The 20,043-nt window shown below is 70.0% G+C and carries 19 protein-coding genes and 1 pseudogene; 11 read left to right on the top strand and 9 right to left on the bottom strand.

The window, feature by feature from the left end; translation table 11 throughout:
• Positions 1 to 2: 2 nt before the first annotated feature.
• Positions 3 to 659 (bottom strand): annotated as a pseudogene (locus tag DT019_RS30235) (response regulator); the annotation flags it as partial.
• Positions 660 to 692: 33 nt separating this feature from the next.
• Entirely contained in the window at positions 693 to 1,874 is a 1,182-nt protein-coding gene (locus DT019_RS30230; protein WP_114040141.1) for a sensor histidine kinase, read from the bottom strand.
• 254 nt (positions 1,875 to 2,128) lie between these two features.
• Here DT019_RS30230 and DT019_RS30225 point away from each other — a divergent pair, with 254 nt between their 5' ends.
• The 6 genes from DT019_RS30225 (at position 2,129) to DT019_RS30200 (ending at position 5,474) form a co-directional block, all read left to right on the top strand.
• Entirely contained in the window at positions 2,129 to 2,545 is a 417-nt protein-coding gene (locus tag DT019_RS30225; protein WP_114040140.1) for a DUF2690 domain-containing protein, read from the top strand.
• Positions 2,546 to 2,624: 79 nt separating this feature from the next.
• The gene (locus tag DT019_RS30220; protein ID WP_114040139.1) at positions 2,625 to 3,023 is read left to right on the top strand and encodes a hypothetical protein; all 399 of its coding nucleotides are present in this window, start codon (positions 2,625 to 2,627) and stop codon (positions 3,021 to 3,023) included.
• A 149-nt stretch (positions 3,024 to 3,172) separates the two neighbouring features.
• On the top strand, positions 3,173 to 3,910 hold the full coding sequence (locus DT019_RS30215; RefSeq protein ID WP_223279836.1) for a peptidoglycan-binding protein: 738 nt from the start codon (positions 3,173 to 3,175) through the stop codon (positions 3,908 to 3,910).
• 195 nt (positions 3,911 to 4,105) lie between these two features.
• Complete coding sequence (locus DT019_RS30210; protein ID WP_114040138.1) at positions 4,106 to 4,621, top strand: hypothetical protein; 516 nt, start codon at positions 4,106 to 4,108, stop codon at positions 4,619 to 4,621.
• 80 nt (positions 4,622 to 4,701) lie between these two features.
• Entirely contained in the window at positions 4,702 to 5,106 is a 405-nt protein-coding gene (locus tag DT019_RS30205; RefSeq protein ID WP_114040137.1) for a DUF2690 domain-containing protein, read from the top strand.
• Entirely contained in the window at positions 5,106 to 5,474 is a 369-nt protein-coding gene (locus DT019_RS30200; RefSeq protein WP_114040136.1) for a hypothetical protein, read from the top strand. The genes DT019_RS30205 and DT019_RS30200 overlap by 1 nt, the downstream gene beginning before the upstream one ends.
• Before the next feature lie 52 nt (positions 5,475 to 5,526).
• Here DT019_RS30200 and DT019_RS30195 read toward each other — a convergent pair whose 3' ends face one another.
• From DT019_RS30195 to DT019_RS30185, 3 genes are all read right to left on the bottom strand, one after another.
• Positions 5,527 to 6,477, bottom strand: a complete 951-nt coding sequence (locus tag DT019_RS30195; RefSeq protein ID WP_223279835.1) for a hypothetical protein — start codon at positions 6,475 to 6,477, stop codon at positions 5,527 to 5,529.
• Between the two features lie 215 nt (positions 6,478 to 6,692).
• On the bottom strand, positions 6,693 to 7,232 hold the full coding sequence (locus DT019_RS30190; protein ID WP_114040134.1) for a GNAT family N-acetyltransferase: 540 nt from the start codon (positions 7,230 to 7,232) through the stop codon (positions 6,693 to 6,695).
• 118 nt (positions 7,233 to 7,350) lie between these two features.
• The gene (locus DT019_RS30185; protein ID WP_114040133.1) at positions 7,351 to 8,316 is read right to left on the bottom strand and encodes an Lrp/AsnC family transcriptional regulator; all 966 of its coding nucleotides are present in this window, start codon (positions 8,314 to 8,316) and stop codon (positions 7,351 to 7,353) included.
• Positions 8,317 to 8,432: 116 nt separating this feature from the next.
• On the opposite strand from DT019_RS30185, the gene DT019_RS30180 reads away from it, so the two are divergent.
• On the top strand, positions 8,433 to 9,869 hold the full coding sequence (locus tag DT019_RS30180) for an FAD-dependent monooxygenase (protein ID WP_114040132.1): 1,437 nt from the start codon (positions 8,433 to 8,435) through the stop codon (positions 9,867 to 9,869).
• A gap of 138 nt (positions 9,870 to 10,007) precedes the next feature.
• Positions 10,008 to 10,874, top strand: a complete 867-nt coding sequence (locus DT019_RS30175) for a tetratricopeptide repeat protein (protein ID WP_114040131.1) — start codon at positions 10,008 to 10,010, stop codon at positions 10,872 to 10,874.
• A 200-nt stretch (positions 10,875 to 11,074) separates the two neighbouring features.
• On the opposite strand, the gene DT019_RS30170 is transcribed toward DT019_RS30175, so the two are convergent.
• The 3 genes from DT019_RS30170 to DT019_RS30160 form a co-directional block, all read right to left on the bottom strand.
• On the bottom strand, positions 11,075 to 12,787 hold the full coding sequence (locus tag DT019_RS30170; protein ID WP_223279834.1) for a S53 family peptidase: 1,713 nt from the start codon (positions 12,785 to 12,787) through the stop codon (positions 11,075 to 11,077).
• A 796-nt stretch (positions 12,788 to 13,583) separates the two neighbouring features.
• Positions 13,584 to 14,567: a phosphotransferase family protein gene (locus tag DT019_RS30165; RefSeq protein ID WP_114040130.1), complete on the bottom strand. Its 984-nt coding sequence runs from the start codon at positions 14,565 to 14,567 to the stop codon at positions 13,584 to 13,586.
• A gap of 237 nt (positions 14,568 to 14,804) precedes the next feature.
• Positions 14,805 to 15,419 (bottom strand): isochorismatase family protein, encoded by a 615-nt coding sequence (locus tag DT019_RS30160; protein ID WP_114040129.1) that lies wholly within the window; start codon positions 15,417 to 15,419, stop codon positions 14,805 to 14,807.
• A gap of 144 nt (positions 15,420 to 15,563) precedes the next feature.
• On the opposite strand from DT019_RS30160, the gene DT019_RS30155 reads away from it, so the two are divergent.
• Positions 15,564 to 16,061, top strand: coding sequence for a CGNR zinc finger domain-containing protein (locus DT019_RS30155; protein ID WP_114040128.1), 498 nt, complete (start codon positions 15,564 to 15,566; stop codon positions 16,059 to 16,061).
• An 887-nt stretch (positions 16,062 to 16,948) separates the two neighbouring features.
• Positions 16,949 to 17,716, top strand: a complete 768-nt coding sequence (locus DT019_RS30145) for a hypothetical protein (RefSeq protein WP_147267363.1) — start codon at positions 16,949 to 16,951, stop codon at positions 17,714 to 17,716.
• A gap of 163 nt (positions 17,717 to 17,879) precedes the next feature.
• On the opposite strand, the gene DT019_RS30140 is transcribed toward DT019_RS30145, so the two are convergent.
• Positions 17,880 to 18,587, bottom strand: coding sequence for a hypothetical protein (locus DT019_RS30140; protein WP_223279848.1), 708 nt, complete (start codon positions 18,585 to 18,587; stop codon positions 17,880 to 17,882).
• A 1,022-nt stretch (positions 18,588 to 19,609) separates the two neighbouring features.
• On the opposite strand from DT019_RS30140, the gene DT019_RS39855 reads away from it, so the two are divergent.
• Complete coding sequence (locus DT019_RS39855) at positions 19,610 to 19,786, top strand: DUF6381 family protein (protein ID WP_189390063.1); 177 nt, start codon at positions 19,610 to 19,612, stop codon at positions 19,784 to 19,786.
• The last annotated feature ends 257 nt before the right edge of the window (positions 19,787 to 20,043 follow it).

The raw sequence follows: 20,043 nt of genomic DNA, 5'->3' as shown, positions 1-20,043 counted from the left end.
CTTCCCGGCACCACCAGACCGGCCTCGTACGCGACGGCGACCGCCTGAGCGCGGCTGCGCAGCCTCAGTTTGGTCATGGTGCGGTGCAGGTGGGTCTTGACGGTGGCTTCGCTGACGACGAGCTCCACGGCGATCTCGTCATTGGTGAGCCCCTTGGCCACCAGTTGCAGCACGTCCCGCTCGCGACTGGTGAGCTGGGACAGCCCGGGGTGGTCGAGGCGGGGCTCGTCGGGGCGCAGGGTGTAGGCCTCGATGAGGCGGCGGGTCACCGCCGGGGCGAAGAGCATGTCCCCGGCGGCAATGGTCGTGACGGCGGAGATGAGCCGTTCCGGCGGGGTGTCCTTCAGGAGGAATCCACTCGCCCCGGCGCGGAGAGCCGCGTACACGTACTCGTCGACATCGAAGGTCGTCAGGACAATGATGCGCGGAGGTGCCACGGGGTCCCCGGCCAGGATGCGTTGGGCTGCCGTGATGCCGTCGATGCCCGGCAGCCGGATGTCCATGAGGATCACGTCGGGACGGTGGGCCCGCGCCGCGGCCACCGCCGATTCGCCGTCCGAGGCCTCCGTGACCGCGTCGAACCCGGGTGCGGCACGCAGCAGAGCGGCGATGCCCGCCCGGATGAGGTCCTGGTCGTCGACAACTAGCACATTGGTCACGGTCGTCCCCCTCGAATGCCGTCACGGACAGGCTCATGCGTCTTCCGGGGGCGCCGAGCTGGTCGGAAGGGAGAGGCGGACTTCGAATCCCCCTTCACTCAGCGGCCCGGTGGACAGCCTGCCGCCGCAGATCCTCACGCGTTCTCTCATACCGATCAAGCCATGTCCCGGCCCTCGGGAGGCGATGGCCGGTTTCCCTGTGCCCCCGTCGTCGCGCACCAGAATGCTCAACTCGTCCTTGCCGTAGGCGATATGCACCTCCACTCGTGCCGATTCCGCATGTTTGACCACATTGGTGAGGGCCTCCTGGAGGACCCGGTAGGCGCACACCTCCAGACCCGGATCGAGCCTGCGCGCCATCCCCGTCGTCCGGATTTCGACAGTCACCCCTACCGCCTCGATTCGCTGGGCGAGTTCCCCGACGCGGCTGAGTTCCGGCAGCGGGCCCAGCGGCGCGGCCGAGTCGTCGTGCGTCTCGCTGTCGACCCGGAGCACCGTGAGCAGCCGCCGCAGATCGTGCAGCGCCTCACGGCTGGCACCCGCGATCGTGGACAGCGCCGAGCGGGCGGTGACCGGGTCCGAGGCGAAGACATACTCGGCGAGCCCAGCCTGGACCGAGATCACCGACATGTGGTGGGCCACCACGTCGTGCAATTCGCGCGCGATGCGCAGCCGCTCGTCGATCACAGCGCGCCGCGCCTGCTCGCGCTGCTCGTGCGCCAGCGCCTCGGTCAAACGCCTCAACTCGCGGTTGCGCAAGGCCAGTTCGCGCTGGCCGCGGCCGAACAGAAGACAGACGGAGGGGACGAGCAGGGCCTGGCCGACAGTCAACGGCAGCCCCAGATGACCCGCGAACCCGCTCTGCAGCACGACCGCGGCAGCGAGCGCGGCGCCGGCCGCGGCCACCCGCGCGGGACACCGGGCGGCCACGCCCACCAGGGCGACGACCACCGCCCACCAGTTGACCGACGGCTGGTACCCGACCGCCAGGAACAGCGAGTACGCGAGGCAGCAACCGACCAAGGTGGTCACCGGCAGGGCGCGTCGCACGGCGATGGGCAGCGCGACGAGGCAGGTGAGCAGATACGCCCGCGCGTCGAACGGATTCCAGCCCGGGGGCTGGTACTCCGTGCCCGCCACGCAGCCGCTCACGGCGACGCCGAGGCACAGCGCACTGTCGAAGAGCGCCTGGCGCAGGCGCGGTGTCGGTCTCATCGCAGGAACGTAAGCAGGATGCGACGCGGCAGTCGTCCAACCTGCGGTTGATCTGCTCGGCCGTCCGCCGGGCCGGGCGGACCATGTCACCCCCTGGTTGCATCCGGCCTCAACCGTGCGGTCGAGAGCGGTGCGCGGGTCAACTGCCCGGTGTACACGCGGGCGAGCAGAGTTCCAACCGGTAGTGGACGTCCCGGCGTACCGCCCCCTCCTAGTCTTCGGGCCGTTGGATCCGCGACGGAGAGGAAGAACCCGTGAAACGCATAGTCGGCGCGCTCCTGGCCACAACGGCCCTCCTGGGGGGCGGAGTCGTGGCCGCAGCTCCGGCATCGGCCGCGACCAGCTGCTACGGCAGCAGTTGCAACGGCCTCGACCCCAACAAGACCACCTGTGCCAACGACGCGAAGACCGTCGAGGTCGGCAACGGCAGCGGCAACATCCAGTTGCGCTACAGCCCGTCCTGCCGAGCCGCCTGGGCGCGCCTCCAAACGAGCCGGGGCCCCGGCTCCATCGAGGTCAACAACGACCGGGGCGACCGCTACACGGCGTCCGTTCCCAGGTCGGGCAGCGTCAACGTGTACACCCGCATGGTCAACGACAAGGGCATCACCTCCAACGCGATCTACACCTACAACGGCGGCAAGAGCTGGGACGCCACCGTGCGCTACTGACCGGCCCCGCAGCCCCGTTCGCTGCCCACCCAGCAGCGCTCCGTCGTCCCTCACCCCGAACGAGACAGGAGTTGGAAGCATGCCCACGCCCTTCGTCCCCCACGGCCGAGCGCTGACCGGGGCGGCCGCAGCGGGTCTCCTGCTGGCCCTCTCGGCCTCCGGGAGCGCCCTCGCCGCCCCCGCCAACGCGACGTACTCCTACACGAGTTCCGTCGACGCCAACAGCAGCCTGCGGATCGGCCCCTCGACCACGCTCCAGCGGGTGGGCATCACCACGGCGAAGGACCCCGTCCAGATCGACTGCTACTACCACGGCACGGACGTCAACTCCGGCGGACACCACACCGACGTGTGGTACCGCATGAGCCGCGTCACCGACCCTCGGCTCGGTACGCGCTACGACGCCTGGTCCTGGGGCGGCAACGTCAACACGCCGCACGACCCGCCGGCGGGCATGCCCGAGTGCCACTACGAGTAAGACCACGGTCACCACCTCGGCATTGATCAACACCGGGTCAGGGGTGTGTCGCCACGCCCCGGAATCTGCGTCCCGCAGCGCCGGACACGTCGCGGCAGAACACCCCTGCACCCCACCGACACCCGTTTTTGTTCCTCAAGGAGCCCTGTGTGAGAGCGATTTCCCCTGTCCGAATACCGGCCCTCGTCACCGCGGTGACCGCGGCGGCCCTGCTCGTCCCCGCCCTGGGCACCTCGCATGCGTACGCCCTCGACCAGGTCCGCGCCGAGCAGGCCAACCTGGCGGGCCTCGGCTACCTGGCGCCGAGCGGAGTCGACGGATCCGACGGCCCGGCCACGCACACCGCCCTCAAGGGCTTCCAGCGGGACAACGGCCTGGACGAGGACGGCACGTACGGGGAGCGCAGCGAACTGGCCCTGCACCGCCAAGTCCAGGCCGTACAGACCAAGGCCGGCGTGACGGCCGACGGATCCTTCGGGGCCGGGACGAAGTCAGCCGTCCAGCACTGGCAGAGCGCCCACGGGCTCAACGCCGACGGCGTCGCCGGGGCCGCGACGATGTCCTCGATGGGCGTGGCGCGCACGGCCCGCATCATGGCGCAGAAGCAGTTCTCCACCCACGGCTGGAGCGTCTCCGCGCAGTTCGACTGCCTGAACAGCCTCTGGGTCGGCGAAAGCAACTGGAGGGTGTACGCCACCAATCCGAGCAGCGGCGCCTACGGCATCCCTCAGGCGCTGCCCGGGACCAAGATGTCGACCGCCGGAGCCGACTGGAAGACCAACCCCGCCACCCAGATCAAGTGGGGCCTCAAATACATCGGCGACCGCTACGGGACCCCCTGCAACGCCTACAGCACGTGGAAGTCCCGCTCCCCGCACTGGTACTGAGCGCTCCACGGGACAGGGAACGTCCGTCTGCGCACCCCGGGAGCCGGTCGCCCATCGAGGGCACGTACGCCCCGCGCACTGCGTCAGGACGGCCGGATCGACCCGTGCGCCCCTCGCGTCCCGCTCGTACCCTCCTGTGCGACCCCTCGGGGAGATCCCTCCTCACCTCCGCCTTGCCACGGAAGGAAGTCACCCATGCCCAGCGTACGCAGCCTGTCCCTGACCGCCGGCGCCCTCGGCGCGGCCGTCGTACTGGCCCTGCCCGGCAACGCCTTCGCCGTCACCAAGCTCTCCCAGTCGGAGGCGGCGTCGCAGTTGCGGGCCGCCGGAATCACCTGGTCCTCCAGCGGCAACTGCACCACCCGCTCGAACTCCTCGTGCACGTCGTTCGACCAGATCAACCAGGCCACCGTGACCGGCCTCAAAACCCTCAAGAGCGCCAGCAAGTGCGCCATCAACGTCACCGGCGGCACCGAAGTGGGACACGCCTCCGGCACCTACAGCCACTACAACGGCTACAAGTCCGACATCAACCCCAACACCTGCGTCAGCAACTACATCACCCACAATCTCACGCACATCGCGACCCGCGGCGACGGGGCCGCCCGTTACCGGTCCTCTGCGGGCAACGTCTACGCACGCGAGAGCAACCACTGGGACATCGCCTGGTGCGGCGGCAGTGCGGCCTGCACCGCCGCGGCCAGCAGCTGATCACGCCCTGCCCCACATCCGGCGGGGCGCCGCGGCGCCCCGCCGGGACCACTCCCTCCCCACTGTCTGAGAGGTACGTCATGAAGCACCGCATCGCCGTGCTGCTGGGCACCGGAGCACTCCTGGCGACCGGCCTGGTCGCCGCGCCCAACGCCTCGGCGGCCACCAGCTGCCTGGGCGCCACCTGCAACGGCAAGAACCCCACCGCCACGACGTGCGCCAACGACGCCCGCACCGTGGCCGGAAATCAGGCTCCCATCGACGCAATGGAGCTGCGCTACAGCCCGTCGTGCCGGGCGGCCTGGGGCCGCTTCAAGATCAGCGCCCCGTCCGGCTCGAAGATCGAGATCAAGAACAGCCAGGGCAAGAAGTACACGACGTACGGCAGCGGCACGTTCTACAGCGTCATGATCAACGACAAGGACGTGAAGGCGTGGGCCTGCGGCTACTGGTCGGGCAACACCGTATGCACGAAGGACTACTGATGACCTTTCAGGTACGCGGCATCGTGGCGGTCGCGGGAGCGGTGGCGGCCGCCGCTGTCCTCCTTGCGCCCGCCTCCTCCGCCTCGGCGGCCACCTCATCGGGCTTCGACTGCGGCTACCCGTACGTCTGCTTCTACGTCGGGGAGGACGGCGTCGGGAAGTTCAAGGACATCACCTCGGGCTGGCAGACGCTGACCCGCAGCCGGGGCGCCGAGTACGTCGTCAATACGCGCCATGACGACGGCGCCCTGCTGCACTTCACCAACGGCCGAACCACCTGCGTCAAACCCGGAGCCACCCTTTACGCCCCGTCCATCGGCACCGTGGACAAGCTCCGCATCACCGATTCCGCCCAGTGCCGGGGCTGACGACGCCCACGTGAGGAGGAGCCTCGGGGCGGCCCGCACTCCTCGTGACGGATCAGTAGCCTCCCCCGTGGATGGCCCGCAGCCAGGGCTCTCTCACGGCGGGCAGCCGCGCGAGCGTGTACCGGAACGCCTTCCTGGACGGTTGCCATCGGCACTGCGGGTGCGGTGGCAACGGGTCGTCCCGCTCCACGCCCGTCGGCAGCCCGCCGACCACGGGCAGCCGGGCCCGGTGGGGCGGGAAGGCGAGTTCGGCCCAGAGCGCCGCGTCCATGGGCACCGGCACCGCACCGCCCCGCGGTTGCCACATCTCTCCGGTCTGGGGGTGAACGGGCACGAGCACCAGATCAGTTGCCGACTCACCGAATCCTGGCCCGCCCAGGCCCAGCCGCTTCACACCTCCCCCGGCGGGCGGGAGAGCGCCGAGTGCTCGGCCGAAGAGCTCGGCGACCGGCCCGGGCACCGCCTCGACCGGCGCGCCCCCGGCAGCCACCACCACATGAGCGAGCGCCACGCCCGCCGGGATGTCCTGGTACTCGCTCAAACGGTGCCACAGCGCGCCGGTGGCCAGCAGCTCCGCCCAATCCATGATCGGCCGCTCCGGCGGGGCGGGCAGCCGCACCACCTCCTGCGCGATCAGCCGGACGACTTGCCAGCACCCGCAATCGTCCATCCTCGTACCTACCGGCAGATCACAGCCCAGACAGGCGAGATTCGGCCCGTCCCTCCCGTCGATCCCCCTGCAGTAGCCACCGGCCCGTTCCAGGATCAGCCCGGTGGCGCGCATGTCGCCGGGCGCGAGGAGCACACTGCCGGGCGGTCCGTCGGGCAGCGCGCCGTACGGCGCGAAGTACCCCCGCTTCGCCGCCTCGCATGCTCCGACCTCGTCCCACTGCCGCCACGGCGGGCCGTACGGGGCGGGGTCGACCGCGTACGACCCGGACTCCAGCAGAGGCGGATGCAGCTCCTCCCAGTGGGTGCCGGCGAGGTGGACGGGCAACGCCACCTCCGACACCGCAGCCGTCAGGACCGCACCACAGCCCGCACACCCGAACACCGCCAAACCGTCCCCTCCCCCTGTCAAGCCCCTGCATCCCACCAAGCCGGAGGACCGTGGGGCAAAGGGTTTTCAGGGAGCGCGCCGTACGACACCTGAGTACAGGTTCGGACGGCGCCGCGGGCGCGGTGCACAACCCCTGCTCTGCGGGCGCCCGCCCACGATCATTGGGACGGCATGACCGGTGACCGCAGACCGAGCCACTGCTCGGCACCCCAGGCCTGGAACCGTTCCACCTCGGTGAACCCCAGCTTCGCCGCGAGGCGCATCGACCCCGCGTTGGCGGTCTGGGTCGCGAGCACCACCGGCTCGCCGGGAAGGACGCCGTCGAACCAGTCCAGCACCGCTCCACATGCTTCCGTGGCGTACCCGAAACCCCAGGCGCGCAGCAGGAACAGGTAGCCCAGATCGGCCTTCCCCACCGCAGCCGGGCGCCGGTGCTCCGTTGCCTTCCTGAGCAGGATCTGGCCGATCATCGCCCCGTCGAGTTCAACGACGAAGCTTCCGGGCCAGCGAGCGGGCACCTCCGGCATGTCGCGCTGGAGCTCGTCGCGCGGTCGGGGGCCGCCGAGGTATGTGTGCACCTCTGGCGAGGCCAACAGCTCGATGAAGGTCGCGCGGTCCCCGGCCTGGGACTCGCGGAGCACGAGCCGTTCGGTCCCTATCGGGGCAGGTGGCCAGGGGACGGGTCCGATTCCAGTCATGGCGGGCAACCTATCGCACGCCCATGAGACGGACCCGGACGCCCAAGTGGGCCCACGGTGACGGGATATGACAGCCGCGCGCACATCGCGGGATCGGGTCAGCGGGGCTGCTGGGCTGTTACGTCCGGTTCGCCGCCTGCTTGACGGACCTGATCACCGGCGCGGTTTCGAGGTGGGTGATGGCGGGGAGCGCGGCGACCCGGGTGGTCAGATACCGGTACAGCTCCCGCTGGTCCGCGCACACCACGCTCGCGTACAGGTTGGTCGGCCCGGTCGTGGCGGCGGCGAACGCGATCTCCGGATGGCCCGCCAGGGCCTGCCCGGCCTCCTCCAGGTGTGCGGGTGCGACCGAGAGCCAGAGCAGGGCTCGGGCGCGCATGCCGAACATGCGCCAGTCGACGTCGATGTCGAGGTAGAGCACGCCGTGTTCGCACAGCTCCGTCATCCGGCGCCGGACCGTCGACGGCGACCAGCCGGTCGCCTTGGCCAACTGCTCCAACCCGGCCCGACCATCGGTGGCGAGCACGGCGAGGAGCTTGCGGTCGCCGTCGTCGAGCCGCACCGGTCCCGGCCGGTGCGGCATCGGGGGCGGGCGCAGCCGCTCGATCGCCTCCGCGTCCAACGACCCGAGCTTGCCCACCAGGTTGTCCGGCCCTCCGTAGAAGGCGTGCAGCACGGAGTGCGCGGTCACGCCCTCCACGCGGGGGGTGCGCGGCAGTTTGGCCAGCAGCAGCGCCTCACTGTCCGCCTCGCTCTCGGCACGGACCACACAGGTCACCTCGGTCCCGCCGGACGTGAGGCTCACCCAGGACGTGTCGGGGCGCCCGGCCAGCGCCTCCGCGACCGGGAGGGAGGCTGCGGGCGCACAGCGCACCCGCAGGAACCACAGGACGGCGCCCAGCGCGGTGGAGTCCACCCCGCACAGCACCCGCACCACCCCGGCCGACCGCAACCGGGCGTACCGGCGGGCGATGGTGCGATCGGACACGCCCAGGGCTTCGGCGATGGCGCTGAACGGCGCGCGGCCGTCGATCTGCAGGGCATGGGCGAGCCGTCGATCCAGCTCGTCGAAGTCGGATTCCACCGGGCCGAGCCTACGCGACGTCAGATTCCTGCACAATCAACTCCCTTTCTGGCTAGGGCCGTTCGGTAGGCGCAGGGTTGTTTTCGTCCCGATCGACACACCCAAGGAGAGAGTCCATGGACACCGATGTACTCATCGTCGGCGCCGGCCCGACCGGCATGACGCTGGCCAACGAGTTCTTGATGACCGGAGTGTCGACCGTTCTGGTCGACAAGCTGCCCCAGCGCAGCGACCTGTCCAAAGCAGGCGGCGTGCAGTCTCGCACGCTGGAGGGGCTCGACCAACGCGGGCTGCTGGAGCCCTTGTTGGCCACCGGAGATCATCCCGTGACCACCGGCCACTTCGCCGGTGTCCCACTCCCGCACGATCCCGACCGGCACCGTCTGCCCTGGCGGGCCGTACCCCAGGTGGTGATCGAGGGGTTCTTCGAGCAGCACCTCGCCGCGCGCGGCCTCCACGCCCGCCGGAACCACGAACTGGTCGGCCTCGTCCAGGACGATGACCAGGTCACCGCGACCTTCGCCAACGGCGCCACCGTCCGCTCCCGTTACCTCGTCGCCGCCGACGGCGCCCACAGCACCGTGCGCTCGCTCCTGCGGGCCGCCTTCCCCGGTCAGCCCGGTACGTTGACCATCATCGCCGCCGACGTGCGACTGGAAGGCGCCGATCCCTCCACGTCGCACACCTGGAACGAGGACGGGCACTGGGCGGCGCTGTTCCCGCTCGGCACCGATCCCCAGGGCAGGCCGCTGCGCCGCCTGGTCCTCGGCGGGCCGGGCAGGTCGCTGCCCAGGGAGATCCCGGTCACCAAGGACGAGATCCGCCACGGACTGAGCACCGTGTTCGGATCGCGCGTGCAGCTGAGCGAACTGCGCTACGCCCGACGCATCACCAACGCGTCCCGGCAGGTCGAGCACTACCGGCACGGACGGGTGTTCCTCGCGGGCGACGCCGCCCACGTACACCTTCCGCTCGGCGCCCAGGGCATGAACACCGGCATACAGGACGCGTTCAACCTCGGTTGGAAGCTCGCCGCCGCCGTGCACGGCTGGGCACCGGAGAATCTGCTCGACACCTATCACGCGGAGCGGCATCCGGCCGGGGCCGCCGCGCTGCGCAACGTCCGCGCCCAGAGCCTGCTGATGGACTGGGCCGGCACCCGCGATCCCGAGGTGCTGGCCGCCCGGGAGACCTTCAGGGCCCTGGCCCAACTGCCGGACGTCCAGAACCATCTGGCCGACCTGATGTCCGGGATGGCCATCCGCTACCCCATGCCGGGCACCGGGCTCCACCCGCTCGTCGGCCGACCCGCACCGGACCTGGACCTCGGCCCGGTCCGCGTGCACGAACTGCTGCGGTCCGGCCGTGGCATCCTGCTGGACCCCGCCGACACCCATGCCAAGGTCGCCGACTCCTGGTCGGACCGGGTGGACCGGGCGGGCCAGGGCGCCGACACCGAGCCCATGCTCATCCGGCCGGACGGCTACGTGTGCTGGGCCGGCACGGACAACCCGGAACCGGCGCTCGCGCACTGGTTCGGCGAGCCCCGCTGAGCCGACCTCCTGCGTACGGCTCGGCGAACCCCACGCCGAGGTGACCTCCCGGCGCCAAGCCGGATGCACCGGGTCGTCGTCGGCCTTTCGCGTACACGTGCGAGACTCCTGGCCTCATCCCAGGGAGGGGCACGGAACGTGGAGAAGTCCGAGGCGAGGAAGATCGTCAAAGAGGCGCGGGAAGCGTGGGAGGCGCAGGAGTGGCTGCGCTCCGCCGAGCTGTACGAGCAGGTCCTCGCACACTATCCGGACGAGAAACCCAGCGCGGTGTGGTGGTACGACGCGGCTCTGGCCCACAAGTTCCTGCGGAACTGGGCGAAGGCCTACGAGCTGGGCCGCGAGGCCGCCGCCCGGTCGCCACGCGGCGAGCAGGATCCGGCGTTCTGGAACCTGGGCATCGCCGCCACCATCCAGGGCGACTGGGCGACCGCCCGCGACGCGTGGGAGGGCTTCGGAATCCCCATGCCGGAGGGCACGGGGGAGATCAACGCCTCCTTCGGGCCCGCATGCGTGCGGCTGGACACCGGCGGAGAGCGGGAGGTGGTGTGGATTCAGCGCCTCTGCCCGACGCGCGGGCGCGTGATGAACGTACCGGCGACCGAGGGCCGCCGCTTCGGGGAGATCGTCGTCCACGATGGAGAGCCCACGGGCGAGCGGACGTTCAACGGTCAAAGCGTCTCGGTCTTCGACGAGTTGCTGCTCCTGCAGGCCTCCGAGCTGCCGACCCTGCGGGTCAGCGTGAACGCGGCCGCGCCATCCGATGTGCAGGCGCTGGTGGATTCCTTCTTCGCCCGGGACTACGGCGCCGAGCCGGCGAGCAGCTTTCACATGCTGTGCGCCTGCTGCAGCACGGGCCGCGTTGACTGGGACACCTCCAGCACGCCGACCCACGGCGGCTCGCAGAAGGTCTGGCTGGCCGCCCCCGAGGCAGAGGCGCGCCGCCTGCTGGAGGAGTGGGCGGCAGCGGCCGGACGTACCTGGGGCGGCCTGCAAAAGGCGAATTAGCGGTCCTGGATGTCAGCGGCTGCCCACCACGATGGCGGCGACGGTCGGTACGAGTTCATGGCACGCGATGTGGCTCGCCCCGCGGTCGTGCTGGGCACCTCGGGGAGCCGAAGCGCCGTGCCACGGACAACGGGCCCCTCCCCCGCCTTCGGTGGGAAAGGGGCCCGCGGGCGCCACTGGCGTCACACGTCAGCCTGGCGTCAGGAGACGGTCACGTCGTCGTAGTAGGTGTAGGTCTCGTCACCCGCGTAGTCGTCGTCCTTGCTGGTGAGCGTGAGGGTGTAGCTGTGGCCCGCGGTCAGGGAGCCGGAGACGGTCTTCCAACCGGCGCCGTTGGTGCAGGTCTTGGGCAGGACCGTCGCCGTGGTGCCCGTCGTGTTGTCCTTGAGCGTCGCGGTGGCCCAGTCGTAGGTGACCGTGTCGGGGCAGGTCATGTCGTAGGCGAAGGACACCTTGGAGCTGCCGGCCGGCGCGGTGAAGGTCTGGGCGATGGAGGAGGTGTTGGTCGGGCTGGTCGAGCCGACCAGGGCGCCGTAGCTGCCGGTGTGGGCGGCGTCGGTGCTGGCGGTGGCGGAGCCGGTGGCGGTCCAGCCGCTCAGGTCACCCGTCTCGAAGGTGCCGTTGGCCAGCGCGCTGCCGCCGGTACCACCGCCGGTGCTGCCACCGGTGGCGAAGGCCGTGGTGCCGTTCGGGGTGCCGAGACCGGTCGGGCCGTCGTAGCCGGTGCCCGCGGTGCACAGGTAGCTCGGCGAGCAGGTGCCGTTGCTGCCCGTGGTGACGTCGTTGAGCGCGCCGGTGTGCGCGTACGGGTACTTCGCCGGGTAGTCACCGGTGCCGGGCGTGCCGGCCAGCGCGTAGACGCCCGCGATGATCGGCGCGGAGGCGCTGGTGCCGCCGTACACGTTCCAGCCGCTGGCCTGGTAGCTGTCGTACACCGCGACACCGGTGGCCGGGTCGGCGACGGCCGACACGTCGGAGATGGCGCGCTTCGAGCAACCGCTGTCGGCCTGCCAGGTGGGCTTGGGGTCGTACGCCGAGCAGCCGGAGCCGGTGCCCTCGGTGCTGCTGGTGTGCCACACCGACTCGGACCAGCCACGGGCGCTGGAGTCGCGCTTGAGGGCGGTGCCGCCGACGGAGGTCACGTACTGGGAGGCCGCCGGGTACTCGGCGCCGTACGCGGAGTCGCCCGCCGAGACGGTGATCGCGACACCGGGGTGCTTGAAGTACTGGTTGTCAGCGGTGAGGTCGCTGGAGTCCTCGGCGCCGCCGTAGCTGTTGGACACGTACTTGGCGCCCTTGGCGACGGCGGTGTTGACCGCGGTGCCCAGGTCACTCATGTTGGCCGTGCTGGACTCGACCAGCAGGATGTGCGCGTTGGGGGCGATCGCCGAGACCATGTCGAGGTCCAGGGAGATTTCACCCGCCCAACCGGCGTCCGCCGTCGGGTAGTTGGTGCCACCGGTCTGGTCGACCTTGCTGAAGCAGCCGTTGGCCGTGGTGCAGGCGGGCAGGCCGTACTGGCTGCGGTAGGCGGCCAGGTCGGACTCGGCGTTCGGGTCGTCCTGGGCGTCGACGATGGCGATCGTTGCACCCGCACCGCCGTTCGCGGGCAGGTTGTACGCGCTCAGCAGGTCGGACGGACCATAACCGGACGGCACGGCGAGCGGCGAGACCGCGTTGACCGTGAGCGCGTGCGGCTGAACGATGTCGGTGCGAGCGAGCGCCTTGCAGGCCATCACGCGGTGCTTGGTGGGCTGCGAGCAGAGCCGCTTGACGTGGGGGGTGGTCGAGGCCGACGCGTCGGCGGCCTGGACCGAACCGGCCGCGACCAGGCCGGTGGTGGCGAAGGCCAGCGAGACGAGCCCGGTCAGGGCGGTCCGCTGCGCGGCTCTTGATATATGGGGGATACCCATGGGTGGGGGTGCCTCTCTCGTACCGGTCACGACGCGTCGATCGACGGGCGTGACCGCTCGGCTGGTCTTTGGCGAACGGCATACCGGGTCACGCCCTGAACAGACACTCGCCACCCCGCCGAAATATCCGCGTGAAGAGAGCAGCGAAAAGCAGCGCCGCGAATCGCCCAGGGGATTCCCCCTGGGCATGCGGTGGCCTTTTCGCGGGGAATTGCTCTCTCCGCAGACAGGGAAGTAAGCCCCCGGACCGAAACGCGAACCCCATTCATCTAACGAACTGTCACCACGGGCTGTGGTGTCACCGTTCGCCGGGCGGAAGCAAACCAGAGTTGATGAGCACCGGTCAACAGGTGTGACCTCGGGTTCGTTCACCCAACTCGTTACGGGGGTGTGAACGGGACGGACAGACCAGGGCCAGAGCAGGTAAATGCCTGGCGGCCCATTACTGACGACTGGATCGGAATTGGCCTGCACCTGGCCCGGCAAACAGAAATGCATGGTCTGATCTTGACCACTCATTGACCACTACGGCCAAGACGAACTCGCCAACCACGCCTATCAGAAGCGGCAGTTGGGGCGCCCCTGCTCGCTTCGCCGGATTACGGACGGAAGAGAGCAGCCCCTCACCCGCCCTGCCGCAGCGGCTCAAACGCCCGCATTCCAACCGAGCGATTTGTTGGCATTGCACGTCAACTTGTGTTCGTCCGGGCAGATTTCGCAGGCCGGGATGCGCGGCAGAACCCGGACTGGGCTCCGCCAAGGTTCTTCGTGGCGATCGCTGCGCCGACACCGGAATTCACCCGTAGCGCTCAAAGAGGGCCAGGACATACTCCTCGAGTCTGTCGGCCAGCAGGGCAGGAGTCAGATCCGAACGCCCCAGTTCGCGCCAGGGGACGGCAACCTTCTCGGCGTCGGGCGCGAACGCCAACGCGTCGAGCATGCGCCAGTACAGGTGCGCCGCGGCCCGATCCGCGAGCAGACCTCCGGCCGCGGCATACCGGTCGGCGAAGCTCATGCCCAGGGGAACGCCGTGGAGCAGAGCCAGGGCCGTCGAGCAGTGGGCCACATCCAGGTCGGCGGGACCCCACGAGGTCTCCACCCAGTCCACGACACCGCTGATCCGGATGTCGTCGCCGTCACCGTCGAAGAGAACATTGCCGGGGTGGAAGTCCCGGTGAAGGAAGCAAGCCTCGTAGGCGGGCGGCGGTTGCCGGATGACATCGACAGCGCGCCGCCACAGCTCCGGCCGCCCCGTGGACTCGGGAGGCGTCACTCGCTCCGACGAGGTCCACGGCTGCCACACCCGCGGCCTCGACTCGGCGGTGACCTCGACCTGGTGGATGCGAACCAACTGGTCGGCCAACAGATCGGCGCGTTGCTCAACTCGGTCGCCGTCCACACGGACGGTCCCGCGCAGCAGGGACATCAGCAGGGACGGGTGGTCGCAGCGGGTCGCCGCGGCGTCCACATCCACGAGCACGGCCGCGGGCACATCCGTCTCGCCGAGCAGGCGCAGGACCTCGGCCTCGCGCGCCAGCAGGCCCTCGGCGTGACGGACGTAGAAGGGCTTCACGAACGACCGCAACACCAGGCCACGGCGCCCGCCCGGACCGACGATGCTCAGCCGTCGCATCTCCGAGGTCCAGCCGCCCCGCAGCCGGGTGACTCCCTCGATACGTTCCCCGGCAGCGAGCCCCCTCACCACCCACGACCGCGTGCAGCCCCACCCTTGCGCCTCAAGCTCGCCACCGACACGGCCCGCGCCCTCGCCTTTGATCACGGGCGGAGGCTACCGGGCCACCCTGGGCGCACCCGCCCGGGGGCCGGGCCTCATGATCATCGCCGGACTGGCACGGGTGACACGCATCGCGCCGCTCCCCCTACCTCTCTATCTCAACGGGTCGCTCAGCAAAGGGCCTTGGAAGCCCCCGGCAGGTCTGCCTGCTGTCCCGGTACCTGGTGAACGCGGCACCTCGTCCGGCGCTCCCTCTCCACCGGCCCCGGAGACCTCAACCACTCAGCGCGGTACAGCGGCTTCGGCTTCCTCTGCGACGACCTGGTCAATGTTCTTGATGGAGGCAAATCGTCCGGCGAGCGCGAACAGAGTCCGCTCGATGACCGCCTCGGCGCTCAGAGTCCGCGGGTCGGCGAGGATCTCCTCGGGGGTGCGGCCGGCGGGTGCCTCCCAGTGAGGTATCGGGTTGGTGGCGGTGGCATCGACCACGAAGGTGACCCGATACCCCAGGTCTGCGGCGACCCGGGTGGTGGTCTCGCAGCACTGCTCGGTGCGGATGCCGCAGATGGCGAGGTCGCAAATGCCGCGTTCGGTGAGGATCTGCTGCAGGTTCGTCGTGGTGAACGCGTTGATGGACGTCTTGCGGATCTGCGGCTCGTCGGGGAGCGGCTCGCGCAGTCCCTGCTGGTAGGCGACCTGTCCGGACGACGGATCGAAGACCATGCCGGTGCCGGGCTCGGTGTGCAGGCACCAGATGACCAGGTCTCCCTGGGCTCGTGCGTGGTCCACGAGCCGGTTGACGTCGTCGACGATGTCCGGGTTGCTGACGGTCCTCCACAGCGGATGGTTGCGGAACGAGTCCTGGACATCAATGACGATGAGGGCGCGGGCAGTCATGGGCTCACTCCTGGAGAAGGGCACGCGGGAGGCACGTGCCGAAGGGACTTCAGTGCGGTACCTAATGGTGAAATGAAGCTACGACCGTTAAGTGACGGCGTCAAGGGCCTCCTAATGGATTCAGATCTCAGATATCATTAGGCTATGGATGCCGGAACCTCCCTCGCCCTCGAACTGGCCAACACCATCTACGCTGTCCGCGGCCGTCGACAGGACGGCCTGGACGCATGGCTGGACCAGCGTGGAGCCGACGCCGACCGGACCCGATTCACCGAACTCCGGGACGCCGTACGCACTTTGATCCAGGCGGCATCCGAGGGAGCGGGCTACCCACCCGAGGCACGGGCGATCGTCAACCAGGCCTCGGCCGCGGCGCCGTCGTGGCTCGAGCTCACCGACGAACCGGGGATCGAGGAGAAGTCGGCCCCAGCAGGGTCGGCCGCCGACATCGAGTTGGCTGCCGTCGCTCGCGACGCGATTGCCCTCCTCGCCGGTGAGCGCCGCGAAGCCCTGCGGCCATGCCAGGCCCCCGCGTGCCTCCAGTTCTTTCTCAAGGCCCACCCTCGACAGGAGTTCTGCGGACCGGCCTGCGGCAACCGCGCCCGCGTGGCCCGCCACTACGCACGCCACAAGGACCAATGAACCGCGCCGCCAAGTCACTGACCCGGCCCCTTCCCTGACGATGCCGCTCGCGCGCTGCTGGCCCGTCAGGACACAACTCTCGTGCCGCTCAAGGGATTTGCCGCGGAACGGCCAACGCGCATGATCTGCCTCCTACCTCACACGCACGATCGGCAGAGCCGGCCGAGTTCGACACCCGCACTGCGCACGGAGTGGCCAACGCCGGTCCCGGTGGGCCGGTCGAGGACCTGGTCATGTCCGGGCCGCAGGGCGATTCGCTCACGACCGATGCGGCGTTCCGCGGTACGGCCGCGCCCGGACGGCATGCGAGTCGCGGCCGGACTACCTGGCGAGGAGGCCGTGGCGGGCACGTCCCCGGCCGTGCGACCGCCCGCCGGACAGCCACTCGCCGTCCCCTCCCCGCCACCCATGTGGCCGAGCCCCACCCGGAGATCTCGGACAATCGCCGGTCCACTCCGAGGCCCTGCTGGAGCGGGCTTCGAAGGCTGCGAAAGCCGTTGCCGGAGCAGCGCCGAAGCGGGTTTCCTCCAGGTTTGACGCGCCCCGGCCCGGAGGTCGCAGGGGGCGGCGCACGCGCTCGGCGGCGGTCCGGCAGGAATGGCAGGGGTGGTGCCTGTCCGTTGTGATGGAACCCAGATGTGTGTACCAGACAGCACATACGGGCTGCCGCAGTGGTCTCTCAAGCAACTTCGGCAAAGGAACCTTTCATGGCATCTGCTCCCAGCCCCATATCGGACGAACCGGCTCCGATCGACACGGGCGACACGACCCATCTGACTCTGCTCCAAACCGCGGCCATGTCCCGGCCTCTGGATGAGGTCGCCTCCTTGGCGCACCTCCTCAACCAGACTGGTGAACGACCACGGCCAGGTGATGAGGCGCTCCACATGGCTGCCGTCTCGCGCCCGCTGGACGACGTGCGCCAGCTGATCTCTCTCCTCAAGAAGCCCCCGCACACGGACGACGAAGCCGATACGGCTCTGCGCGCGGCCGCGGCGGAACGGCCCATCGAAGAGGTGGCGGAGCTGATCAACAGCTTCCGCCCGGGGGCTGACGCATCCGTTGAGCGCGAGGCGCCGCATCAGGAGCCGCCTCCGCGTCCCTTCGGTCCGCAGTCCCCCGCGTCGCCGGACCAGGACGCGCCCAAGGCGGCGGCGATTCCGACCGGAGCCCCTCCGCCGCCGTCATCCGCGCCTGCGGTCGGCAGGCCTGCCCCCGAGGCAGCCCCGGCGACTGCGGGGGCGGCTAGAGTGCCGGCTCTGCGGTCCGTGCTTCGCTGGCCGGCCGCGGCCGCCCTGCTGATGATCGGCGTGATCCATCTGCCGACCGACATCACGGCCGCGCGGTCCGGAAACACGGCGGCGTACGCGTCCATGGGCATCGCGGCGATCTGTCTGATCCTGGCCTGCCTCCTGCCCCTGCACGACCCCGTCTGGGTCTGGGCGCTGGGCGCGGCCGCGGCCGTCGCCACCGCGGTGGTTCATGCGGTGGGCGCGCGGTTCACCTCCGTACACCTTCTGAGGGACAGCCTGGGCAGCTCGTTCACGGGCGCGACCACGCTCGCGGTTTTGTGCGCGGTGGTCACCGCCGGGCTGGCGGTGGCGGTATTGCTCCGCAAGTCGGACAGCGGGCAGCAGCCGACACGACCTGAGTGACCCACCGCGTTACTCGGTGGCCAGGGCCCGGATCCGCGTCATGGATCCGGGCTCGTCGGCATGTGAGCCCCCGCCGTGCGCGCCCGTTGAGCGGGCTGCCCGGTGGCCGGGCCGACTGCCGCGATGAGTCCGATGGTGCGCCCCGTTGCTGTTGCCGTGGTCCTCAGCCGATCCGGGGGAGGTTCCCGTGGTGCTGGAAGAGGGCTTCGGCCGTGGCCTTCATCAGCGTGAAGCGGGGGATGTCGGAGACCTGCCGGGACAGCGGCCGGCGGCGGCCGCCGCCGGTCACCTGGAACGCACCCTTGCGCACGCCCAGGTCCTCCACGAGGCCCCAGGAAAGACTGTCGCCCGCGACCTCGATCCGGTCCTGCGCCAAGGTGATGCCGCCGAAGACCTGCGGTTCTCCGCGTTGGACGGCTTGCAGCGTGCCAGGCAGCCTGGTCTCAGCGAGATGGGCGCACACCATCCGGCACAGCTCCGAGCAGGCATATGCCTGGGGAGGCCCGGACGTGTCGACCGGTGGCTTCTTCATCCGTCCGTCGTGGAAGGTACTCGCCAGCTTGAGTGACACACCATCAGTCCGCGTCAGCGTGTAGGAGTAGTCCGTATACGAGTACATGCCGTTCTGGTAATGCGCCGTCGTGGACTCGCGCCAGTCCCCGACATCGGCCCAGCGCATGGCCTCCGTTGGCGCACCCGGGTCCTGCCAGACCACACCCGCATAGAACACGTAGACCCGGCGCACACTCTTGCGGCGCAGACCGACCTTGATCGGGAAGGAGCTCTGCAACTCACCCAGGTCGTACCGGGCCGCCAGTTCCCTGGCGTCGTGGGTCAGGTCCGCCCATTCGCTGCTGCGGGGCAGGATCATGATCTCCAAGTGAACCTCCGTGGGACGGGGGGCAGGGGCCCCGGCCGGCGTCGTCCAAGACGTCGGCACGCGTCCACGCGGTTGCACCAAGCCTCCGGGCGGCTCGGGGGCGGCCGCGTCGACTTCACGGCCCGGTGCGTGCCGCAGGCACAGGAGGGCGGCTCCTGGCGGCGCGATGCGGGGGTACCAGAGGTTCGCGTTCAACCACGCGCACGGCGACGGCGGCGGCTGAGGGCATTCGCCAGATCAGTTCAAGGCTCTGGAAATCGTCCCGCCTGAATCGGCGTGGTCCACTCGTTCACGAGATGCCCAGAGCCTGCGAGAGCACCCGGCCCTCGGCACGGCCGCCCTCGCCTGCCGTGCCCGTCGTTTCACCGTGACACGCCCCGGCAAGCGCCACAACCCGCCGCGTCCCGTGCCCGCCGCCTCAGGGCCCGCCCCGGGGCGGCCTCTGTGCTCCGCCGGATGCTTTGGAGGCCCCCTTCAGGCGTCGCACCGCCCTTTCTCGGTGCTCCCGTACCGGCAGCGGCCGTAACCTCGGGGCGGCCCGGACGTTGAGTACAGCAACACGTGGAACCTCCCTCCCGCCTCCGGGCGGTTCGTGTTCATCGGCCCTGACGCCGTCCTCCCATCGGCGTCAGGGCCAACGCGCGTCCGGTGCCGGCGCCCGCGGGGCCCGAGTGGAGCAGGCCATCGAATCCTCCCGCCCGACGAAGCTCACCGTTTCCGCCGCCCTCTACTGGGCCCGCCCACCCGGCAGTTCAGGACACGTCAGGCTCTACGAGGCGCCCCTGCGAGCACCGCACGACAACTCCCGCGTCCTGACGTGCGGGCACAAGGCGCTACCGAGCGCGATCGGGACGCTGCGGGGCCCGCGGAGGCGCCGGGCCCCTCATCCGTCCCCACCTGCGTCCTCGGCCTCTCGGACACAGCCGTCACCGCCAGTAGCCGCTCGACGTGCACCACGTCCGTACGCCTGGTTCGCTGAGGGAACCCCTCCCCCGAAGCCCCCTGGAGTAGCCATGAGCACCACGGACGGACTCGGAGACCGCAGCGCCGCACAGGTGCTTGCCCAGGTGAAGGAGCTCGACGCCGCCGCCCTTCGCGCCCAAGACCCCGCGATACGCCAGGTCTTCCACGACAAGGCTCGCCGTCTCCAAGAGGAGAACGAGCGTCGCCACAACTCCGACGGTGACTGACTGCCCAACGCCCCGTCCGCACCTCGCCGGACCCCTCGTCGCCAACTCGCCGTTCCCGGCCTGTACGTGGGTCTCTTCCTCCCTCGACACAGACCGAGCGCGGCAGCGCAGGACAGCACGCCACAGAGCCTCACGCGTCGATGCGTGAGCGGTCCAGGGTGGCGGCGGAGCTGGTGATGAACTCCTTGCGGGGCGCGACCTCGTTGCCCATCAGGAGGTCGAAGACCTGCTCGGAGGCCTCCAGGTCACCGATGTTG

Source organism: Streptomyces sp. SDr-06 (assembly GCF_003324565.1).
In the GTDB taxonomy this organism is placed as follows: domain Bacteria; phylum Actinomycetota; class Actinomycetes; order Streptomycetales; family Streptomycetaceae; genus Streptomyces.
Note: the sequence above shows the minus strand (reverse complement) of the source record. Positions and strands in the feature narration are given on the sequence as shown.